We start from the raw sequence: 19,744 nt of genomic DNA on the forward strand, positions 1-19,744 counted from the left end.
GATAACCTAAGTCCATGGAGAGATACTAATGGCTTTCGAATTACCCGCATTACCTTATGCAAAGAACGCACTTGAACCCCACATTTCTCAAGAAACCATCGAATACCACTATGGTAAGCATCACAACACTTACGTTGTTAAATTAAATGGTTTGATTGAAGGCACTGATTTCGCAGGCAAGAGCCTGGAAGAGATCATCAAGACTTCAAGCGGTGGCGTGTTCAACAACGCGGCCCAGGTTTGGAACCACACCTTCTACTGGAACTGCCTGTCACCAAACGGTGGCGGTGCACCAACAGGCGCCGTTGCTGCCGCTATCGATGCCGCCTTCGGTTCATTCGACGCGTTCAAGGCCCAGTTCACTGATTCTGCCGTGAACAACTTCGGCAGCGCCTGGACCTGGTTGGTGAAAAAGGCCGATGGCACAGTTGCCATAGTCAACACCAGCAATGCCGGCACCCCGCTGACCGATGAGTCTGTTACTCCTATCATGACAGTGGACGTGTGGGAACACGCTTACTACATAGATTACCGTAACCTGCGTCCAGAGTACCTGGCGCACTACTGGCAGCTGGTCAACTGGGACTTCGTTAACCAGAACTTCGCCGCTTAATCAGCGCGCTGCATTGTCTCTGGCCGAGCCAATAGAGACCAAGTGCCAAGCGCTTGCAACTGAAAACGGATACCTGAGGTATCCGTTTTTTTATGGGCTTTTTGCCAACACAGCAGCGCGCCGAGTCGGGCCCGAGCCTCATGCGGCGCTCAGGTTGTCGCCTCTGCCCCGGCTCTGCTCCCGGCTTCTTGCTGCTGTGCTTGCTGCAGCAAGGTCTGTTCCCTGGCCTCCTGCAGGGCTTCCACTGTGATCAGGCTGATTAGCTCTATGTCGTCGGGCAGGGGCAAGGCTTCATTGGCGGTCACCACCACCAGCTTGTTATCCTTCAGATAGAGCAGCGGCAATGCCCCCTCGCCATAACGCTGCTTGAAGTCATTGAAGCCGAAGCTTTCCGTCAGGTGGGTGCTCTTTATGACTGCGCCCTTGGCCATCAGGCTGGCCAGCTTGGCATAGGATACCGCCTCGCCGAACAGGCACAGGCGCTTGAGGTAAGATTCGGACAGCTGATGTCTGGCGCTGCCGGGGTCGATATTGTTCAACCCAAACACCTTGGTGGGCCCAAGCATGTCCTGATAATGAAAGTTCACCAGCGGATTGAGCTGACGATAGGGCGACATGATCAGCACCCTGCCTATCCCGGTCAAGTCCAGATAGGTTTCGGCATGCTCCGATGCCGGATTGCCGAAATACACTGGGATATTGTCCATCCGCGCCAGACGAATATTGTCCCAGTTGCTGTCGGACAAGATGACCTTGATCCCATTGGCCTGGAGAACTTTCGCCAACTCACGGCAAAACTTGGAGGCGCCGAAGATCAGCAGCCCCTGGGCCGAGCCCGCCTTGACCCCTAGAAAGCCGGCCCAGCGCCCCGCCGTCAGGCTCTGGATCACCACAGTGCCTATGATGATCAGAAACACCAGGGGCACGATGAGCTCGGAGCCGGCAATGGCCAAAGCTTCCAGCTTGATGGCAAACAGGGAAGACACCGCCGCGGCCACTATGCCGCGCGGCGCCACCCAGGACAGAAACCACTTATCGGCCACAGACAGCGAAGTGCCTATGCCGGAGCACCAGACGCTGAGCGGCCTGGCGACCAGCATGATCACCGCCAGCACCCCGAGGCCGCCCCAGCCCAGGCCCATGAGGGCATCCGAGTCCAGCCTGGCCGCCAACAGGATGAACAGCGCCGAGATCAACAGCACAGTCAGCGTCTCCTTGAACTCGAGAATGTCGGCTATGTCGACGCCGCGCATGTTCGCCAGCCACACTCCCATCAGCGTCACGCTCAGCAGGCCCGACTCCTCCTGCAACAGGTTGGAGCCGACGAATACCCCCAGCATCAGGGTCAACACTGCGGTATTGCGCAGATAGTGCGGCAACAGATTATGCCGCAATATCTGGCCCAGCAGATAACCTGCCAGCGCGCCCAGGCCTATCCCGAGCGACAGCATGGATCCCAGGGCAGAGAGGACATGGGACGCGGGCGCGGCGGCAACGCTGATAAATTCGAACACCAGGACCGCCAGCAAGGCGCCTATGGGATCTATCACTATGCCTTCCCAGCGCAAGATACTCGCCAGCTGGGACTTGGGCCTGACACTGCGCAGCATGGGCACTATCACTGTCGGCCCCGTCACCACCACCAGGGCACCGAACAAGAGCGCCAATGACCAGTCGAATGCCAGCAGGTAATGGCTGGCCACAGTGGCACAGCCCCAGGTGAGCAGAGTGCCTATGGTGATGAGATGGGTCACCATGCGGCCATGATCTTTGATTTCCTTGAAATTAAGCGTCAGGGCGCCCTCGAAGAGGATCACCGCAACCCCGAGTGAAATGATGGGAAATAAGAGATCGCCGAAGAGAACATCGGGATCCAGTACCCCGAAGCCTGGGCCGAGCAGCAAACCACAGAGCAGCAGCGGCAGAATGGCCGGCAGACGCAGGCGCCATCCCAGCCACTGACAGAATAAGGACAAGACACCTATGAGTGCCAACATCCCGGTGATCCTTTCCAGCATAAGCTCTCCTTAGGTGAGTAAAATCCTGTCTTTGCCTATATGCCCCAAGGGCAGCAACGGCGCCGACACCCTGTATCATAGCGGTTTTCCCCGCCGGGCCAGCAACTTTCTCGGCACCACTCTCGGTAGTACTTTACATAGTTCTTTGCATAGCTCTTTGCGCCACTCTTTGCATAGTGCTCTGCATCATTCTTTACATAGTGCTCTGGATAGCAGGCCATGGGCTTAGTATTCGATCGAAGGCTAAATGGGCCGGGAGAAAATCCACAACGAAAAAAGCCCCATCTTTCGATGAGGCTTTTCTCTTGAGTTGGCGGAGCGGACGGGACTCGAACCCGCGACCCCCGGCGTGACAGGCCGGTATTCTAACCAACTGAACTACCGCTCCATTAACTGGCTTGGCTTTTCAGCACTGCTGAGTCAGCTGACCCAGCAAAAAATCTGGCTCTCGATTGGCGGAGCGGACGGGACTCGAACCCGCGACCCCCGGCGTGACAGGCCGGTATTCTAACCAACTGAACTACCGCTCCACTCGAGATGCGAAGCATAATACGGTTGCCCCCGGGCAGCGTCAACCGTTTTTTCACCGCACTCTGCCGATGAGTCAAAAAATGACCAACGACTTAAAATGGCTGACAATTTACCCCCGCAGCCGGACTAATCGCCGAGTTCATCCTCGTCCGGCAGGGTCAGATCTATCTCCTGCGGCGCCAACGGCGCTGTCGATGTTGCCGCCGATGCCTGCGCTTTCTGCTCGGCGGCCGCCAAGGCCTGGGCCAGATTCTGGCGTTTGCGCCAGATGACCAACCCCAGCACCCCGAGCAACAACAGGCTGATGTTGATGGTGATTATCCAAAAAATGGCATCATCCTTGGCCTTGGCCTCGGCTATCCGCGCCTTCTTGGCCGCGATTCTGGCGAGCTCGGCGGCGCTCGGTGGCGGATCCGGCGGGGCGATCAGGTTAAAGAAATGCTCGGGTAAGTCTATGACCACTTCACGGCCGGCGGGCGTGGTGCTGGCGAGAAAACCTGTGACTCTGTAACTGCCAAACTCGGTCGCCTGGGGCAACAACAGGTCGCTGCTCGCCTCACTGAAGCCCTGCTGCACTATGGGCAGTCTCAGTCCCGCCGGGCCGAAGAGTTCGAACCTGACATGGGTCTGCGCCAACACCAGCTGGGTATCATCTATCTCCAGGTGCAATTTGCGCCTGTCCTTGTCGGTGCCATCGAGCTGCATCAAGGTCACAGTGACAGGGCTGGGTGACAGGCTGAACGGCAGATTCACCTGGCGATCGAACACATTGTTATGGGCCTTCACCTCGAAGACATAATCGCCCCATGGCTGATTGAGATTGAGTTTGGCGGTAAACACCCCGTCGTCGGGCCTTTCATCCAGCCCTTCGCCATCGTCACTGTAGGAACCTACTATCAGGGTGCCCGAGGCAAAATTCTCATCACCCGCCTGGTGGGTACTGATGAATCTGGCCGACCATTCGAACAGATAGTCCAATCCCGGCATCCGCAGCCGCTGGGCATCGCCCATCAATTTGGCCACCAGCTTGACCCTTTCCCCCTGAAACAGCGGCTGCGGCAGCGGCTCGACCTGGATCTCCAGCTTGGAAATCTTGTCTATGGTTGACCCCTGGGTGACTCTGCCGAGCAATTGCCATGGGCCAGGCATGGGATTGGCTATGGTGATCATGTCTCCCGAGAGGCCATCGACCCATTTGACCGTGTCCGGGTGTCTGCTGGTGTACCATTTGCTGCCATCGGGCAATATCAGGATCACGGGCGCCGAGCCATAATCGCGTTTGATCAACAGGGTGACGCTGTCCACCATGTGATCTATGCGAAAACGGTTCTTGAGTTCGGCCGCTTGGGTCGCCTGGGTCACGGCCAGGACCGCACTGGGCAGGCAGCAACACAGGAGCAAGGCAAAAAGCCGCATAGGCAGGGTCATCACGCTCGGTCTATCCTCTCCAAAGGCATTTCCCCGACTTGGCCACCAAGTCGAGTCTTTGTTCATGCATAAGGAGTTCATCGGCCGAGGCAGAGATCACTTTAAGCTTAGATTTCAGTGGGTCCAATCTTTGGATGCCTCCGCCCTCCTGCCCCGCCTGCTCATTGGACAGGTTGAACTTGGTCTGACCGCCGGTCATGATCAGATAGACGTCGGCGAGGATCTCGGCATCGAGCAAGGCGCCGTGGAGTTCGCGGCGAGAGTTGTCTATGCCATACCTTTTACATAGGGCGTCGAGGTTATTCTTCTGCCCTGGGTGCAGAAACTTGGCGATCTCCAGGGTATCCAGCACCTGGCAGATATCCGCCGTCTTGGGCCCCTGGGGCTGCAACAGGGAAAATTCGTGATCCATGAAGCTGACGTCGAAGTTGGCGTTATGGGCGACAATTTCGGCACCGTCGATGAAGTCGATGAAGCTCCTGGCAATGTCACGAAACTTGGGCTTGCCCGCCACCGCCTCGTTGGTGATCCCGTGGACCGCGATGGCTTCCTCGTCGATCAGCTGTTCAGGGTTGATATACTCATGAAAATGTCGCCCGGTCAGCTTGCGGTTGATCACCTCGACACAGCCTATTTCGATGATCCTATGCCCAAGGTAAATCGCGCCGCTCCCCTGATTCATACCCGTGGTTTCTGTATCCAGTATGACCTGACGGCTCGCGTTGGAAATGATATTCATAATATTTTGCAGCTTCTTTAAGGTATTTTTGGTTATACTCGGCCGAAATTCATGGCTATGGTAACAACTTGAACACTGAACTCAAACTAATCCATATCTTCACCGATGGATCTTGTTTAGGCAATCCGGGCCCGGGCGGCTATGGCATCGTGATGAAATATAAACATCATACCAAGGAGCTCTCCGACGGCTTCTCGCTCACCACCAATAACCGCATGGAACTTCTGGGTCCGATCATCGCCCTGGAGAGCCTGAAAGAGCCATGCAACATAGTGCTCACCAGTGACAGCCAGTATATGCGCCAGGGCATCACCCAGTGGATCCATGGCTGGAAGAAGAAAAACTGGATGACGGCCAACCGCACCCCGGTGAAAAATGTCGACCTGTGGAAACGCCTGGATGCCGCCTCGCAGCAGCATAAGGTCGACTGGCAGTGGGTCAAGGGCCACGCCGGCCATCCGGAGAATGAGCGCTGTGATGTGTTGGCAAGACAGGCGGCCGAAGCCTCGCCGACCCAAGCCGACACCGGCTATCAGGCCTGAGCCATGCCGGCATGTTAGGGCGTGATGTTGAAAAAATTCTGGCAGAAAGCGATGAAGGCCTGCCCCAACGGCGTCGGGTGCCGGCTCTTGTGGGTGATCAAATAGAAGCTGCGCTCCAGTGCCAGGCCCTCGACTGTGACCAGCGCCAGTTCCTTGCGGCTCAATTCCTTCTCGACCGTCAGTTCGGATAATACCCCCAGGCCGGCGCCCTGCTTCACCGCCAGCTTGATGGCCTCAGGGGTATTGAAACAAAACTTCACCTTAGGCTGCATCGCCAGCGCATTGGCGGCATTGACAAAATGTTCACGGGTCCCCGAGCCCTCCTCCCTCAGCACCCAGGGAAAGCCCGTCACCTCCGCCGGTGACACCCGCTTGTTGGCGAAGGGATGCGCCGGGTGGCAGAAGACCAGCAACTTGTCTCTATGCCAGGGTTCGACGGCGATGCGTCTGTCGGCGCAATGGCCCTCGATGAAACCCAACTCACTGCGACACTCGGCAACCGCCTGGATCACCGCCTGGGTATTGCTGATGTCGAGCTCCACATGGCTCTCCTGGTGCTGTTGGCAGAAGGCCACCGCCGCCTTGGCCAGCAGATAGTTGCCTATGGTCGAGCTGGCACTGACGTTGAGCTGCCCCACCAATTCCCCGTCCTGACTGCTGAATGCCGCTTCTATCTGGGCCACCCTATGCAGCAGATCGCTGGCCAGGGGCAATAACAGGCTGCCCTGGGCATTGAGGTGCAGCTTGTTGCCCAGACGCTCGAACAGCCGGCTGTTGAGCTGCTTTTCCAGTTCGGCCAGCGCCATGGAAGTGGCGGGGGCTGACAGGTTCAGGTGTTCGGCCGCCTTGGCCACCTGGCCTATTCTGGCGACGGCATCGAACACGGCCAACTGTTTGAGGGTAATGCGCATGGCGAAGAAAGGTTCCTGAAAAGAGACGAATGCGTTAATACGGCGCTGCCAAGAATATCATTTGGTTTTCGGCTGTGACACCCTGCCACTGCGACCCGCGCTGGGCGCCGTCGACCACTGGGGCTGACGCCGTTTACGCCTGTCGGCTATGGGGGTGAGCGGCGTCTCCAGTTTGCGGGCGACGATCAAATACAGACTGCCGGCACTGGGCAACCAGGCCTCGAGTGTCTGCTGCCAGAACCCCGAGTCCTGGAACTCCCCCAGCAAGCTGTGATACAGCAAACGTTCATCACAGACCACCTGATAACCCAACAACCCCAGCCAATCCCTGACTCTGGACGGCAGGAAGAAACGGCCGCTCCAGGGCAGTTCATCCCTGTGTTTGGGCAGCAACTTGCCGATAAAGGCCGGGCTCAGGGGATTGAGGCCGACGATGAGCAAGTAACCACCTGAGATCAATACCCTGTCCGTTTCCCGCAGGATACGGTAGGGATCGGCCTCGAACTCCAGCAGCAGACTCATGAGCACGGCATCCATGCTGGCATGTTGCAGTGGCAAGTGGCAAAAGTCCCCCTGGAGCTGTGCACCTCTGTCCGGGAAGAGGGAAAACTGATGCGCCACGCTGCAGCCCTCGCTGGGCAATTGGGCACTCAGGGGGCCGAGCTTGAGCAGATGATAACCGAAAATCTTCGGCCACCATGGCGAGATGCAGGCCATCACTCTTTGACGCAACTGGGCACCGTTTGGCAGTGCCGTCCAGCTCTGCGGCTTGGCATGGCTCCTGGTGTTATTGGTATGGGACACACACGCCTCCTCGTTGACGGCCTGAATACGTTTGCAGATTGTCGTACCAGTGACAGGCAGATACCACTATACAAACAATCATTGTGTTGCGTACACTGGAATGGTCAAGCAGGACCATGACACGCCAGCGACGCAATACTGCCTAAGGCATTGGACCTACAGGAATATACCATGCTTAATATATCAGGCATTCCCGCCTTCAATGATAATTATATCTGGCTGATTTGGGATCAGGATCCGACTAAGGCCTATGTGGTCGACCCTGGCGATGCCGATGCCGTGCTTGACTATCTCGCCGCCCACGATCTGGCCCTGACCGGCATACTCATCACCCACCACCATGCAGATCACACCGGCGGCATCGCCAAGCTGCAGGCGCACTATGGGCAGGCCTTGAGCGTCTATGGGCCCGAGGCCGAACAGATCCCAGGGGTCAACCAGCCCTTGCCCGGCGATCAGAATATTCGCCTGCCCTTCATAGAGCCCAGCTGCTGCATCATCCGGGTGCCTGGGCATACCTCGGGGCATATAGCTTACCTCATCCAGGACGCCTTATTCTGCGGTGATACCCTGTTCAGTGGCGGCTGCGGCCGGCTGTTCGAAGGCACCGCCGCCCAGATGCTGCACTCTCTGACCCGGCTGGCACAATTCCCGGTGAACACCCGGGTCTATTGTGCCCATGAATACACGGAGGCGAACCTGGCCTTCGCCCTCACAGTCGATCCCCTCAATCCGCAACTGCGCGAGTACCAGCGCTGGGTCGTCAAGGCCCGTCAGCATGGCATTCCGACCATACCCTCTGAGCTGTCGACCGAGCTGGCGATCAATCCTTTCCTGCGTTGTTTCCGCAAGGATATACAAGACGCCATAGAGGAGAAGTTCAACCGCACCCATTTGGATGAGCTGCAAACCTTCACCCTGCTGCGCCAATGGAAAGATAATTTTTAGCCCCAGGCCAGGCAAAAGACCCTTACAAAGCGACGGTTTAGGCCGCTGCGGTCAGGCGCCCCCCAGCCAATAACCTTAGTTTCTCTGCTACATTTGAAAGACACGCACCCGTATTTGCTCTAGAATATGCCGCTTTGCTCAATAACTGCGCCCATAACTTACTGGCCTGGTATGTGCTTTTAGGCGGTGCCAATAACAGAGGACTCACGTTTTCGATGCGAGTATCACCTTATTTTTTTGCGGGGGGATTTGCCCTGCTCAGTGGTTGTCAGATGCTGAACGACCAAGCGGTTAACCCTGTCGTGGCCCCGCCGGCGACCCAACCTGTGGTCGTCAGCCTGGTGGAAACCCCGGCGGCCGAGGAACAGATCACAGATCTTTGGGAGCGGATCCGTCAGGATATGACCCTGGCCGTGCCCGACAAGAAACTGGTAAACCACTACCGGGATTGGTACATAGCGCATCCGCAACACCTGGCCATAGTGTCCGAGCGCGCGGCCCCTTTCCTGTATTTGATCGTCGAAGAACTGGAAAAACGCCGATTACCGATAGAACTCGCCCTGCTGCCGATAGTCGAGAGCTCCTTCGATCCCTTCGCCTACTCCCACGGCGCGGCCTCCGGGCTATGGCAATTTACCAGCCCCATGGCCAGCCACTTCGGCCTGAAAATGAACTGGTGGTACGACGGACGTCGCGATGTTCCCGCCGCCACCACGGCAGCGCTGGATATGCTGGAGTACCTCTACAACAAGACGGGGCAGAATTGGTTGTACGCCATCGCGGCCTACAACACGGGCGAAGGCCGGGTCCTGAACGCCATCAAACACAATGAGAGTAAGGGCCTGAAGACAGACTTCTGGTCCCTGAGACTCCCGAAAGAAACCAAGCGCTACGTGCCGCAACTCTTGGCCCTGGCCGACGTCATCAAGCACGCAGATGACTATGGCATCACCTTGGCTGCCATAGACAATGCGCCGCAAATCGCCGTGGTCGATGCCGACAGCCAGATAGATTTGGCCCTCGCCGCCCGCCTGGCCAAGATGTCGACCGAAGAACTGCAGCGACTGAATCCGGGTTTCAACCGCTGGGCCACAGCCCCAGAGGGACCCCACACCTTGGTGTTGCCCATAGACAAGTCGGAAGAATTTAAACAGGCACTGGCAGACACAGACTCGGCCGCCAGAATTAACTGGCTCAGATATCAGATCAAATCCGGCGACAGCATAGGGGTCATAGCCAAGCGGCATAACACCACGATAGCGGCCATTCGCTCGAGCAACGGCTTGACCTCCAACACCATAGTGGCAGGCAAGTATCTGTTGATCCCTGTGTCGGCGCAAAACCCTGAATTGTACACTCTGTCGATGAATCAGAGACTGAATCATAAGCCAAGCGGCAAGGGCAACAAACTCGACTATAAGGTCAAGGCGGGTGACTCTCTGTGGACCATAGCCAGGGCACACAAGGTCAAGATTGACCAACTCAGTCGCTGGAACCACCTCAACAGCAAGAACCCGCTGCAATTGGGGCAGAAGCTGGTGATCTGGACCCAAGGGAATGGTTCATCCAGTGACGCGAATGCCGTGATAAGGACAGTCAACTACCAGGTTAAATCCGGTGATTCCCTGGCCCGCATCGCCAGTCGTTTCAAGGTCAGGGTGAGCGATTTGATCGAATGGAACGACTTGGGTTCAGCCCGCTACATACAGCCAGGGCAAATGTTGAAACTCTTGGTCAATGTGACCAAAGGCAACGTCTGACGGACTGTCGCAGTTCCAGGATAAAAAAACGGCAGCCCAGGCTGCCGTTTTCGTGTCCGCTGCAATCCCGGCTATTCTCAGTGCGGTGGCGTCAGGGCCAAGCGCACCGGGGCCAGGGTAGCTTGCTGTGCCTCCAGGGCCTTGCCGGCAAAATAGGCTTCCAGGTAGTAACCTTTCCCCTTCACCCTGGCCAGGGCCTTGGCGGGTATCAGGAACCTGACCTTAATCACGCCACCGGCCTGGATCACTGTGTCCCGCAGCGCCTGGGTAAACATCATGTCGTCCGACCAAGCCCAGAGCCGCTTCCCCTGGGGATCGAGCAACCAGAGATCGGCCGTCATCCCCGAGTTATACCTCAGGGCAATGGCATGGCGCTGCACATTGGTCACCAACAGGGTCACCTTCAGCGGCTGGTTAGGCTCGAACGCCGAATCCAGGATGAGTTCTCCGGTGAATAAGTCCTGCGCCATGCCGTCCTCTCCTTTGGCCGCTTGCTGTGGCCCGAGTGTAATGAGTGTACTGTCATTCATGCCGAGCGGCAGCGGCCTCACCAGAGGCCCGGTGTGCCTTGGCTGGCTCGCCGTCATTGGCTGCGGCTGAGCCTCTGGCTGGGGCCGGGCTTGGGTCTCGACGGCCGCTGGCGTTTGTTGCCCTGCGGTTTTGTCTTCGCCATGATAGGGGGAGCTGCAGGCCGCAAGCCCGAGAGACAGCAGCAATAAGCTTGTGGCTTGGCGCATCATTTACCCCCCAGTTTCTTCAGCAAGGACTCCTTGAGCTTATCTTTGAGTTTTTCCTCGGCCTTCGCGGCTTCCTGCTTCAGCTTTCCGCCCAGCAATGCCTGGGTATCCAACGCATACTCGGGTTTTTCAAAGGTGCCTGTGATGGCCAGGGGAATGTCGATCCCCGCCAGTGCATCCTGACTCTCGCCGCCTTGACCCTTGAGCGAGCCCACCAGGCTGGTGGTCAACTTGTAGTCCAGGGCTTCACTGATAAGGTTTGCTGTCCCCGCCCCCGCCAGGCGCAGCAAGGGTGACGCCATCGCCAGGTCCGGATTGGTGACCAGGGCCTTGGCCACGGTGAAGCTGCCGCCAAGGCTGGAGAAGTCTGTCTTGCGCTCGGCGTTATCCTGGGCCGACATATCGCCCTTGAGCTTGGCCTGGGCATCGCGCAGCATCTGTGGAATATTGACCCCGTAGAGGGAGCCGTCCGTGACCTCGAAATTGCCGTTCGCCAGCAGATTGGCTTTGATATTTTCCGGCAGCAGGCTCTTGCCCGTTCCCTTGACGCTGAAGTTGGCACTGCCGGACAGGAGATCCACCTCGGCGGCATCCATCAACAAGGGCCTGACCTGCACCCCGGCAAGCTGCTGGTTAAACTCATAACTCGCCACCTTCTGCCGGGCGTCGAGCCTGGCCTTGGCGCTGAGTTTCCCTTGATATAAGTCTGCCGTCAGTTGCTTGAGATCCACTATGCCTTTGTTGATGGCCAAGGTCATCGCCCAGTTTTGGGTCTGCACCTTGGCCAGCTTGATGGCTTTCACTGTCAATGCCAGCTTAAGATCCAGTTGCTTGAGGCCACTGAGATCCGGCTCTGTCGTCGCGGGGGAGGACGTCGCGGCCTTGTCGGCATCCGCCTCGCTCTTGGGCAACCAGGCATCCAGATCCAACTCGTCCATGGCCAGGGTGACATCCAGTTGTGGCACCTTGGTGCCATAGTTAACCCCAACCCGGCCCGAACCCTGGATATCGCCGGCACTCAATTTCCTAAGGGTCAAGAGTAACTGCTGCTTATCCAGTGCAACGTCCGCATCCAAGAGCAGCTCGGCCGTCAGTTTTTGTTTGGGAATGCCGGCCCCCTGCAGCAGGTTGGCGACCTTAAAGTCGCGCACCTGCACTTGCTGCAGATCCCGGCTCAGCTTCAACTTGCCTTCACCCTCACTATGCAGCGTCATATCTGTCAACTTGGCATCGAAGTCATAGGCAACGGAGGCGAACTCGTCGAGGGAAAATTTACCCAGACTGAAACGGGTCAGATTAAGGCTCTGGGTCTGCCCCTTGGCCTCATCGATCAGGTTGACCTGTGCCTGACTTATGCTCACTCCGCCTATATTCAGGCTCTCCAGCTTCACGGCCGCGGGCTTTGGCTGTGCCGGCTGGCGGGTCTTGGACTCACCCACCAGGCCATCCAGGCTCGACTCGCCATTCTTGCGGGTCACCAGGTTGACGGTTAACCCGTCGAGTGTGAGCTGAGCTATCTCCACCTCTTTGGAGAGCAGCGGCATCAGCGCCACTTCGGCGACGGCGCCCTTGATCTCCACCATGGCAGCGGGCTTGAATCCCGCCGGATTGGATAAGGCTATTCCACCGAGATTGATGCCGAGCGCGGGAAAAAAGGTCCAGGAAAGATCTTGCTCTATCGCCAACTCCCTGCCCGTGTGTTGTTTCACCGCCGCAATGATTTCGGGCTTAAAGTCGTTCGGGTCAAAAAACACCGTCAGGTAAATCACCAGCGCCAATATCAGGCTCACAGTGACGGCCAACAGCCACTTGATCAATTTCATAACCATATCCTTGTTAAATCATCATATTGCTAACGAAAGAGTTTAGCCTAAAAAGCTCAGGTCCAAGGCGTTATCGCTGACGGCAATGCCATTGTCGTCGGCATATAACTGCATGCCTGCGGTTATCTTCACGCCATTTATGTCTATGGGGACACCTATCTCACCAACGCCATGTTTCGCCGTTTTGATCGGCATGGCACCGAGGGCCTGGATGCCTATGTCCATCCTGGCAAGCGCTGCCACATCGCGCACATAGCCGAATATCACTATCCCTTGCCAGCCCATGTCGACGGCAGATTGGGCTATCATATCGCCGAGCAGCGCCCGTCTGGATGATCCCCCGCCATCGACCACCAACACCTTGCCGCGGCCAGGTTGCGCCAAGACGTCTTTCACCTTGGAATTATCTTCGAAACATTTGACCGTCACTACCTCACCCCAGAAAAGCTTTCTGGCGCCAAACTGACGAAAATCGCCCCTGAGCAGCTGCAAGCTGGCTTCATCGTGATCGAATAAATCCGGTAACAGATCTAACATGCTTGTCTCCCTGCAAAATCAAAATCTTAGATTACGCACTCTCGACCAAGGCGACAAGCCTTGTGACAAATTGGATATCTCTTTTCGACTCGTTAGTGTATAAAGCCTTTGAGCCTGATAGCATAAACACTATAATAAGCTTAACGTAAACCCTATGAGTCCACGACCCTATTCAAAAACCTTGTATATGGTTATTTTTAACTAAGCGAACACCTCAATGACTAAAGATCTTGATTTACAGAGCGCGATAGCCGCCCTCGATGAGTATGGATACGATAAAAAACTCTCAACGGATCTTGAACAAGCACGTAACAAACAACAAATGGCTAAATATATTAAGTCACTCGACTACAGCCTGCGGCGTTTATTAATATTACAGGATACTGTAAACGACTTGGTTGACGAAAAGAAACACCAACTCGCACAACAGGAAAATATCCAAACCTATAAGACAAAGATAATAAACTTATCCCGTGAATATAATATGACGTATGACGAAGTGCTGGGAGTGATGGCGAACCAGAGTCAAAAATAACCAGGATATTGTTAACCAGGTACACTGTTGCAACTAATCCCCTGATTTATCACCGGCATTTCTTTTTCAAGCATCAGGGGAATGTCATGAGTTACCCCATGCAGGCTCGGATGTTTGAGCCTGCCCTTCTTGCAATACCCGTCCGCTTAAGCTGCTGCACCGCCTCTCGGGCGTCGGCCTGGTTTCCTTTAGCCTAATCCCTAATACAGCATTCGAGCACCTCAACGCCGGCCCCTCATGGCTCACGTGGCGGCTGCCAACTTTGCGGCTAATTCATCATAGTCATAGGAGGTAATTTCAAACGGGTTGCCATCGGGATCGGCAAAGTAGATTGACCATGCCAAGCGATGATCGACTCTGCTGAAATGAATGCCGCAGTTCTTGAGGTGCTGTTGCCAGCATAGGAAGTCGGCGCAATTCACGCCAAATGCGACCGTGGTATTTTGTGGTGTCTTGGAGTCGAATAAAGCCAGATGCACAGAACCATTGGCTAAGGTCAGTGGGCCTCCGCCGGGTGCCCACTGGGCCAATGCCGGCAACCGGGTAAAACCAAGATTATCCCTGTACCATTTTTCTGCCGCGGTTAAATCCGCAACATAAATATGGATATGATCGACTCGCGAGAGAACGGGTGGCATATTGACTCCTGACTTTATCCTTTCCTACCGTTATTATCCATGCCTTGGGTGACGTGAGCCAATTAATACTAGCCTGGTTTTCCGGCAATAACAGAATATGCCCGCCGGCAATTCATTTAAGCTTAATGCGAAAACCCAAAGTGACGGGCGAGCAGGACAGAATCAGGTATTAAAGCCGAAGAATGGCAGAGATAACTGCCATAATATGAATCTATGGGGAATAAACAGCCTCAGTCGAGATCTTTCAGCGGCCAGAGCACTATATGGTCTTCTATGTCGCGCACCCGCTCCTCGTTGACCACCTTGCCCAGAACGGAAATCCCGGCCTGGTGCATGGCGTCTTTCGAACCTGAGATCAAGGGATGCCAGGCTGCGAGGCCACGTCCCAGATGCAGGCGGCGGTAGGCACAACTGTCCGGCAACCAGGTGAGCTCGGCTATGTTGTCTGCCGTGATGGCGGTACACTGAGGCACATGCTGGAAGCGGGTATCATAGTGCCGACAGCCGCAGCTTTGCTCATCGAGCAACTTACAGGCCGCATTGGTGTAGTGCAGCTCCTCGGTGTCGTCGTCGATCAACTTATTCAAACAACATTTGCCGCAACCGTCACAGAGGGATTCCCATTCCTGTGTGCTTAGCTCTGCCAGTGATTTCTGTTCCCAAAACGCCATGTGTATTCTGAATCTCAATTAAAAAGCCGCTACTGCGGCTTATTTTACCCTAATTGCTGCCTGGGCAGCCAACACTCTGGCCGGCACTATCCCTGACACTGAGGTTGATGGCTAATCTATGGCGGGATACTTGATCCGCTCCGACAGATAAGTCACTGAGATGCCGAAATAATCGGAGCGATTCCAGTTCATCAACGCCCGGTAGTTGTCATACACCAGGTACTTGCGTCCCCGCTGACCATCTGGCATCAGGACAGACACCTGCATGTCGTCCCTGTTCGGCAGATCTTTGCCATCGTAACGCCGCACCCCCAGGGCTTGCCAGGCGGAGAATGGCTTCTTGGTCTCCAGCCCCACCAGACTCATGTCGAGACTCGAAGGCACCTGCACCTGGCGGCCCCAGGTCTCCGAGGCCTGCCAACCTGCCTGCTGCAGAAAGTAAGCGGCCGAGGCGAAGGCATCACTCGGGTTGCTCCAAATGTCTTTCTTGCCATCGCCGTCACCGTCCTGGGCGTAGGCCAGATAAGAGGTCGGCATAAATTGGGTCTGGCCCATGGCGCCGGCCCAGGAGCCCTTGAGTTCTTCGAAGGGGATATTTTCCTGCGCCATGATCTTCAATGCCGCGAGAAACTCTTTCTTGAAGAAGGCCTCACGCCGGCCTTCATAGGCCAGCGAAGCCGTGACTGACAGCACAGGATAGCTGCCCATCAGCGCCCCGAAGTTGGACTCCACGCCCCACAGGGCGACTATGAATCTGGGCTGCACCCCGTATTTTTCGCCTATGGCGGTGAGCTCCTCCCTATGCTGCTTGAATAAGCTGCGCGCCTGCTCCACCTTCCACTCGGGCACCACGCGGGGCAGATAGGTTTCCAGGGTATGCTGGCTCTCGGGCTGCGACTTATCCGAGGCTATGGCCTTCTTGAATAACTTAAGCTGCGCAAAGGCACTCTCAACCGTGGTCTTGGGTATGCCCGCCGCCAGGGATTCTTTCTTTAAATTATCGAGATAGTCGCCGAAGCTGCCCCTGTCGGCTTGCGGCTGCGCCATCGCCGGCAGAGACATGATGGCGCCGACAATGACACTATGAAGTAATTTCCAATTCATAACTCACCCTACATATTTCTAACGCTTGTGTGCTTGGCTATCCTGTCACTGGCGTCCTAACCCCTGTGACTAATGCGCTTGTGCCTGTTCTTGCTTATTCTGCTGCTTGTACTCTTCGAGCAAATTCACCTGTGGCGGCGGTAACTGCAGGTAATAGCCCTTATCGGCCAATTCTGCCCTCACCCTGTCGATATCTGCGATACCCAGGTGATCACGTTTGGACAGGGGTAACAGCATCACCAGCTTTGGCGGACCGAACATCTCCAGCAAGGCCTGGGGCACATCCTCAAAATGATCGCGCTTCCCAACAAAAAGGTAGGTATCTGCCCTGCGACTACTCTTATAAACGGCACATAACATAATGGTATCAATTTCCCCGGTATCAAACTTGCCAGCCAATGGGCCACACTATAACATGGTCACTTCGTAATTTAATTGCAAATCAGCGGACGACTGATGATTTCTGGAGAATAATGCCGGGATGCCAAAACCTAGTCTCGAGTTGAAAGGGTCCTCTTTTACGCTTTCGGTACTGCACATCAATAATCAGGATTTAGATGCGGTCGCCGCCGAGTTAGACCACAAACTCGCCCAGGCACCGCAATTTTTTATCGGCGCCCCCCTGGTCGTCAATCTCAGCGGGCTGGATGGTGAAGAGGTGGATGTCGCCGCCCTGAAACAACTCTTGACCAGCAGGCAGTTGGTGATTGTCGGTGTCACGGGCGCCTCTGCGGCCTTGAACCAACAAGCCAAAGATCAAGGCCTGGCCAGCATCAAGGCCGGCAAGCAGAGTCCTGTGACCCCACCCCAGGTCCGAAATACCAAAATAGTGAAGCAAAACATTCGCTCAGGACAGCAAGTCTATGCAAAAGATGGCGATTTGGTCATTTTTGGTGCCGTTGGCAATGGCGCCGAAGTCATTGCAGATGGTAGCATTCATATTTACGGTGCACTGCGTGGTAAAGCCATGGCGGGTGCCGGCGGCGACCGCCATGCTGTGATCATAGCCCAGTCCATGGAAGCCGAACTGGTTTCTATCGCAGGGCAATATTGGCTGGCAGAAAACCTGCAACAGCACTGCCCTGGGAAGAGTGGCTGTATTCGCCTCGAGGGCGAGTCACTCATAGTCGAATCATTGCCCCTATAACTTAATGGCAGAAAAGGATAGAAAGAAACATGGCACAAATTATTGTTGTCACCTCAGGTAAAGGCGGTGTGGGCAAGACCACATCGAGTGCTGCTATTGCCACGGGGCTGGCCCTTCAAGGCCACAAAACCGTGGTCATAGATTTCGATATCGGCCTGCGCAACTTAGATCTCATCATGGGCTGTGAACGCAGAGTCGTATACGACTTCGTCAATGTCATCAATGGTGAAGCCAACCTGAATCAGGCGCTGATCAAGGACAAGCGCTGCGAGAAGCTGTTTGTCCTGCCGGCGTCCCAGACCCGGGATAAAGACGCCCTGACCAAGGAGGGCGTCGGCCGGGTACTCGATGATTTGGCCAAAGAATTTGACTATATCCTCTGTGACTCCCCTGCGGGCATAGAGCAAGGCGCCATGATGGCACTGTATTTTGCCGATATCGCCATAGTCACCACCAACCCTGAGGTCAGCTCGGTGCGCGACTCGGACAGGATCCTCGGCATGCTGCAGAGCAAGTCGCGCCGCGCCGAGCAGAACCTGGAGCCCATCAAGGAATATTTGCTGCTGACCCGCTACTCGCCTACCAGAGTCAAGAGCGGCGAAATGCTCAGCGTCGAAGACGTCAGCGAGATCCTGGCGATCCCACTGCTCGGGGTGATCCCCGAATCCCAGTCGGTGCTCAAGGCATCGAACTCGGGTGTGCCTGTGATCATAGATCAGGAAAGCGATGCCGGCCTGGCCTACAGCGATACGGTTGCGCGCCTGCTTGGCGAAGATTTGCCGGTACGTTTCATCACGGAAGAAAAGAAAGGTTTCCTACAACGGATATTTGGTAGCTAATTATGTCTCTACTCGACTATTTCAGAAGCAATAAGAAAACCAGCACTGCGGTCATGGCCAAAGAGCGCCTGCAGATCATAGTCGCCCACCAGAGGGGCGAACGTGGCGCGCCGGATTATTTCCCGCAGATGAAACAGGAAATTATCGAAGTGATCCGTAAATATGTGCAGATATCTGAAGATCAGGTCTCGGTGCAGCTGGATCAGAACGATGATAACCTGTCGGTACTCGAGCTGAACGTTACCCTGCCCGACAGATAAGCCATTCGCCCACCACTCCCGACATGGGATTGGTGGGTCTCCTGCCGGCGCCACACTGAACGACATATTCGCCGCAAAGTATTCGGCGCGTTGCGCCCATTTAGCCTAACTGTGCCAAGCCGATAGCATAGCATGCCGCCGCCAGGAACGATGCCAGGGTCCTGAGATGATTCCAGCGCCGCCAACGGCAAACATATTCACGCCAGAATCCAACAGACTCGGGCCGATGCGGAGCGACTCTTTTTAGCGCCTCATTGAGCGGCACATTAGCCACAACAGTCACCAACAAACAACCGCCCAAATACACCAGGCTCCCAAGCAGCAAGCATACGGCGCTTGGATGCTGCCATTGGATGAGCGAGAAACTCCCCAGTATCAGGCTAATGCCTGCGGCACCAAAAAAGCAGCCGAAGAATAATGGATTCAGGACAGTGATATTGATGGCTTGCATGGCGGACATGCCGGCTTCGGCCGGGAGCTTTTCGAGTGCGTCCATGACAAAATTTGAGAATGCAAAAAAGATCCCGGCAACCAGGCCACAGCTCAGCACCCCGGCCAGAGTCAGGGGAAAAAGAACAGTCTCGATCCAATTCATATCATACTCCCGCGGCAATCATTGCTATCCTAGGGCTAAGCCCACACGCCAGCAGTCATCCGGCTTTGGGCCGGCTCGCCATAAGGCTATTGATAGGTTCTGCCATTATGTTTAAGCCAACCCGCGACATGACGCCCATCGGGATCCCTGTGGGTCCAATGCACTAGCCCGCCCTGTCGGTTCCACTCATACTCGCCGTAAAACTGCACCCTGTCACCATTGGCCAGCGTGTCTATCCTGGCGGCCAAATCTATGTTATGTGCTATCAACAACGTCAGGCCCGAAGGGAGGCGTAAGATAAACCTCTGGTGCCTGGCCCCCTTGGTATCGTCCGCCAACAGAGCCACCACCAGGCCCATGCCTTCGACCTGGAGCTGACTCTGGTGGTTTTCGAAAGCCCGCTCTATTGCGCCGTCATAGGCAACGGCACTCTCTGCCGGGGGCATGTCGGCAACCAATAGCGGCTGCCGGCTTTGACCCGCATCCATCCATAGATAGATCCCCGTCACCAAGGAAAGGATGATCAGTAATTTTTTCATGCTAGGCCTCTTGCCGCATCATCTG

The 19,744-nt window shown here is 55.8% G+C and carries 22 protein-coding genes and 2 tRNA genes; 8 read left to right on the forward strand and 16 right to left on the reverse strand.

The window, feature by feature from the left end; genetic code table 11:
* Positions 1-28 precede the first annotated feature (28 nt).
* Positions 29-613 (forward strand): superoxide dismutase [Fe], encoded by a 585-nt coding sequence (gene sodB, locus LZP73_RS00285; protein WP_169565847.1) that lies wholly within the window; start codon positions 29-31, stop codon positions 611-613.
* 149 nt (positions 614-762) lie between these two features.
* Here the strand turns inward: sodB and LZP73_RS00290 are convergent, their stop codons facing one another.
* The 5 genes from LZP73_RS00290 to dnaQ all read right to left on the reverse strand — a co-directional run bounded on the left by LZP73_RS00290 (position 763) and on the right by dnaQ (position 5,329).
* Positions 763-2,631, reverse strand: coding sequence for a cation:proton antiporter (locus LZP73_RS00290; RefSeq protein ID WP_234232538.1), 1,869 nt, complete (start codon positions 2,629-2,631; stop codon positions 763-765).
* 311 nt (positions 2,632-2,942) lie between these two features.
* Positions 2,943-3,019: transfer RNA gene (locus tag LZP73_RS00295), tRNA-Asp, on the reverse strand.
* Positions 3,020-3,084: 65 nt separating this feature from the next.
* Positions 3,085-3,161 (reverse strand) — tRNA-Asp (locus LZP73_RS00300).
* Between the two features lie 127 nt (positions 3,162-3,288).
* Complete coding sequence (locus LZP73_RS00305; RefSeq protein WP_234233300.1) at positions 3,289-4,590, reverse strand: TIGR03503 family protein; 1,302 nt, start codon at positions 4,588-4,590, stop codon at positions 3,289-3,291.
* Positions 4,591-4,600: 10 nt separating this feature from the next.
* Positions 4,601-5,329 carry a DNA polymerase III subunit epsilon gene (gene dnaQ, locus LZP73_RS00310; protein WP_234232539.1) on the reverse strand — a complete coding sequence of 243 codons (729 nt, stop codon included), beginning with the start codon at positions 5,327-5,329 and terminating at the stop codon, positions 4,601-4,603.
* 68 nt (positions 5,330-5,397) lie between these two features.
* On the opposite strand from dnaQ, the gene rnhA reads away from it, so the two are divergent.
* Entirely contained in the window at positions 5,398-5,871 is a 474-nt protein-coding gene (gene rnhA, locus LZP73_RS00315; RefSeq protein ID WP_234232540.1) for a ribonuclease HI, read from the forward strand.
* 14 nt (positions 5,872-5,885) lie between these two features.
* Here the strand turns inward: rnhA and LZP73_RS00320 are convergent, their stop codons facing one another.
* Both LZP73_RS00320 and LZP73_RS00325 read right to left on the reverse strand, forming a co-directional pair.
* On the reverse strand, positions 5,886-6,782 hold the full coding sequence (locus LZP73_RS00320) for a LysR family transcriptional regulator (RefSeq protein ID WP_234232541.1): 897 nt from the start codon (positions 6,780-6,782) through the stop codon (positions 5,886-5,888).
* A gap of 57 nt (positions 6,783-6,839) precedes the next feature.
* Positions 6,840-7,586 (reverse strand): class I SAM-dependent methyltransferase, encoded by a 747-nt coding sequence (locus LZP73_RS00325; protein ID WP_234232542.1) that lies wholly within the window; start codon positions 7,584-7,586, stop codon positions 6,840-6,842.
* 171 nt (positions 7,587-7,757) lie between these two features.
* On the opposite strand from LZP73_RS00325, the gene gloB reads away from it, so the two are divergent.
* Positions 7,758-8,534, forward strand: a complete 777-nt coding sequence (gene gloB / locus LZP73_RS00330; RefSeq protein WP_234232543.1) for a hydroxyacylglutathione hydrolase — start codon at positions 7,758-7,760, stop codon at positions 8,532-8,534.
* A 215-nt stretch (positions 8,535-8,749) separates the two neighbouring features.
* Positions 8,750-10,294, forward strand: a complete 1,545-nt coding sequence (locus LZP73_RS00335) for a lytic transglycosylase (protein WP_234232544.1) — start codon at positions 8,750-8,752, stop codon at positions 10,292-10,294.
* A gap of 77 nt (positions 10,295-10,371) precedes the next feature.
* On the opposite strand, the gene LZP73_RS00340 is transcribed toward LZP73_RS00335, so the two are convergent.
* The 3 genes from LZP73_RS00340 to LZP73_RS00350 are packed head-to-tail and all read right to left on the reverse strand — an operon-like array spanning position 10,372 to position 13,391.
* Entirely contained in the window at positions 10,372-11,034 is a 663-nt protein-coding gene (locus LZP73_RS00340) for a BsuPI-related putative proteinase inhibitor (protein ID WP_234232545.1), read from the reverse strand.
* Positions 11,031-12,854, reverse strand: a complete 1,824-nt coding sequence (locus LZP73_RS00345) for an AsmA family protein (RefSeq protein WP_234232546.1) — start codon at positions 12,852-12,854, stop codon at positions 11,031-11,033. The genes LZP73_RS00340 and LZP73_RS00345 overlap by 4 nt, the downstream gene beginning before the upstream one ends.
* A gap of 42 nt (positions 12,855-12,896) precedes the next feature.
* Positions 12,897-13,391 (reverse strand): putative 4-hydroxy-4-methyl-2-oxoglutarate aldolase, encoded by a 495-nt coding sequence (locus tag LZP73_RS00350; protein WP_234232547.1) that lies wholly within the window; start codon positions 13,389-13,391, stop codon positions 12,897-12,899.
* Between the two features lie 217 nt (positions 13,392-13,608).
* Here LZP73_RS00350 and LZP73_RS00355 point away from each other — a divergent pair, with 217 nt between their 5' ends.
* Entirely contained in the window at positions 13,609-13,926 is a 318-nt protein-coding gene (locus LZP73_RS00355; RefSeq protein WP_234232548.1) for a hypothetical protein, read from the forward strand.
* A gap of 242 nt (positions 13,927-14,168) precedes the next feature.
* Here the strand turns inward: LZP73_RS00355 and LZP73_RS00360 are convergent, their stop codons facing one another.
* From LZP73_RS00360 to LZP73_RS00375, 4 genes are all read right to left on the reverse strand, one after another.
* A complete protein-coding gene (locus tag LZP73_RS00360; protein WP_234232549.1) occupies positions 14,169-14,564 on the reverse strand; it encodes a VOC family protein in 396 nt (131 codons plus the stop codon).
* 230 nt (positions 14,565-14,794) lie between these two features.
* Positions 14,795-15,235 carry a YcgN family cysteine cluster protein gene (locus tag LZP73_RS00365; protein ID WP_234232550.1) on the reverse strand — a complete coding sequence of 147 codons (441 nt, stop codon included), beginning with the start codon at positions 15,233-15,235 and terminating at the stop codon, positions 14,795-14,797.
* 111 nt (positions 15,236-15,346) lie between these two features.
* A complete protein-coding gene (locus LZP73_RS00370; RefSeq protein ID WP_234232551.1) occupies positions 15,347-16,339 on the reverse strand; it encodes a lytic murein transglycosylase in 993 nt (330 codons plus the stop codon).
* 69 nt (positions 16,340-16,408) lie between these two features.
* Positions 16,409-16,699 (reverse strand): YcgL domain-containing protein, encoded by a 291-nt coding sequence (locus LZP73_RS00375; protein WP_234232552.1) that lies wholly within the window; start codon positions 16,697-16,699, stop codon positions 16,409-16,411.
* Positions 16,700-16,820: 121 nt separating this feature from the next.
* Between LZP73_RS00375 and minC the strand changes: the two genes are divergently transcribed.
* Genes minC through minE form a run of 3 tightly spaced genes read left to right on the forward strand, consistent with a single transcriptional unit; the run spans position 16,821 to position 18,585 of the window.
* Positions 16,821-17,486, forward strand: a complete 666-nt coding sequence (gene minC / locus LZP73_RS00380) for a septum site-determining protein MinC (protein ID WP_169562833.1) — start codon at positions 16,821-16,823, stop codon at positions 17,484-17,486.
* Positions 17,487-17,515: 29 nt separating this feature from the next.
* Positions 17,516-18,325, forward strand: a complete 810-nt coding sequence (gene minD / locus LZP73_RS00385) for a septum site-determining protein MinD (RefSeq protein ID WP_169562834.1) — start codon at positions 17,516-17,518, stop codon at positions 18,323-18,325.
* Between the two features lie 2 nt (positions 18,326-18,327).
* Positions 18,328-18,585: a cell division topological specificity factor MinE gene (minE, locus tag LZP73_RS00390; RefSeq protein WP_169562835.1), complete on the forward strand. Its 258-nt coding sequence runs from the start codon at positions 18,328-18,330 to the stop codon at positions 18,583-18,585.
* Between the two features lie 100 nt (positions 18,586-18,685).
* On the opposite strand, the gene LZP73_RS00395 is transcribed toward minE, so the two are convergent.
* Both LZP73_RS00395 and LZP73_RS00400 read right to left on the reverse strand, forming a co-directional pair.
* Positions 18,686-19,180, reverse strand: a complete 495-nt coding sequence (locus LZP73_RS00395; RefSeq protein WP_234232553.1) for an anthrone oxygenase family protein — start codon at positions 19,178-19,180, stop codon at positions 18,686-18,688.
* Between the two features lie 86 nt (positions 19,181-19,266).
* On the reverse strand, positions 19,267-19,719 hold the full coding sequence (locus LZP73_RS00400; RefSeq protein WP_234232554.1) for a DUF3465 domain-containing protein: 453 nt from the start codon (positions 19,717-19,719) through the stop codon (positions 19,267-19,269).
* Positions 19,720-19,744 lie beyond the last annotated feature (25 nt).

This window comes from Shewanella sp. AS16, assembly GCF_021412365.1.
Lineage (GTDB): Bacteria > Pseudomonadota > Gammaproteobacteria > Enterobacterales > Shewanellaceae > Shewanella > Shewanella salipaludis.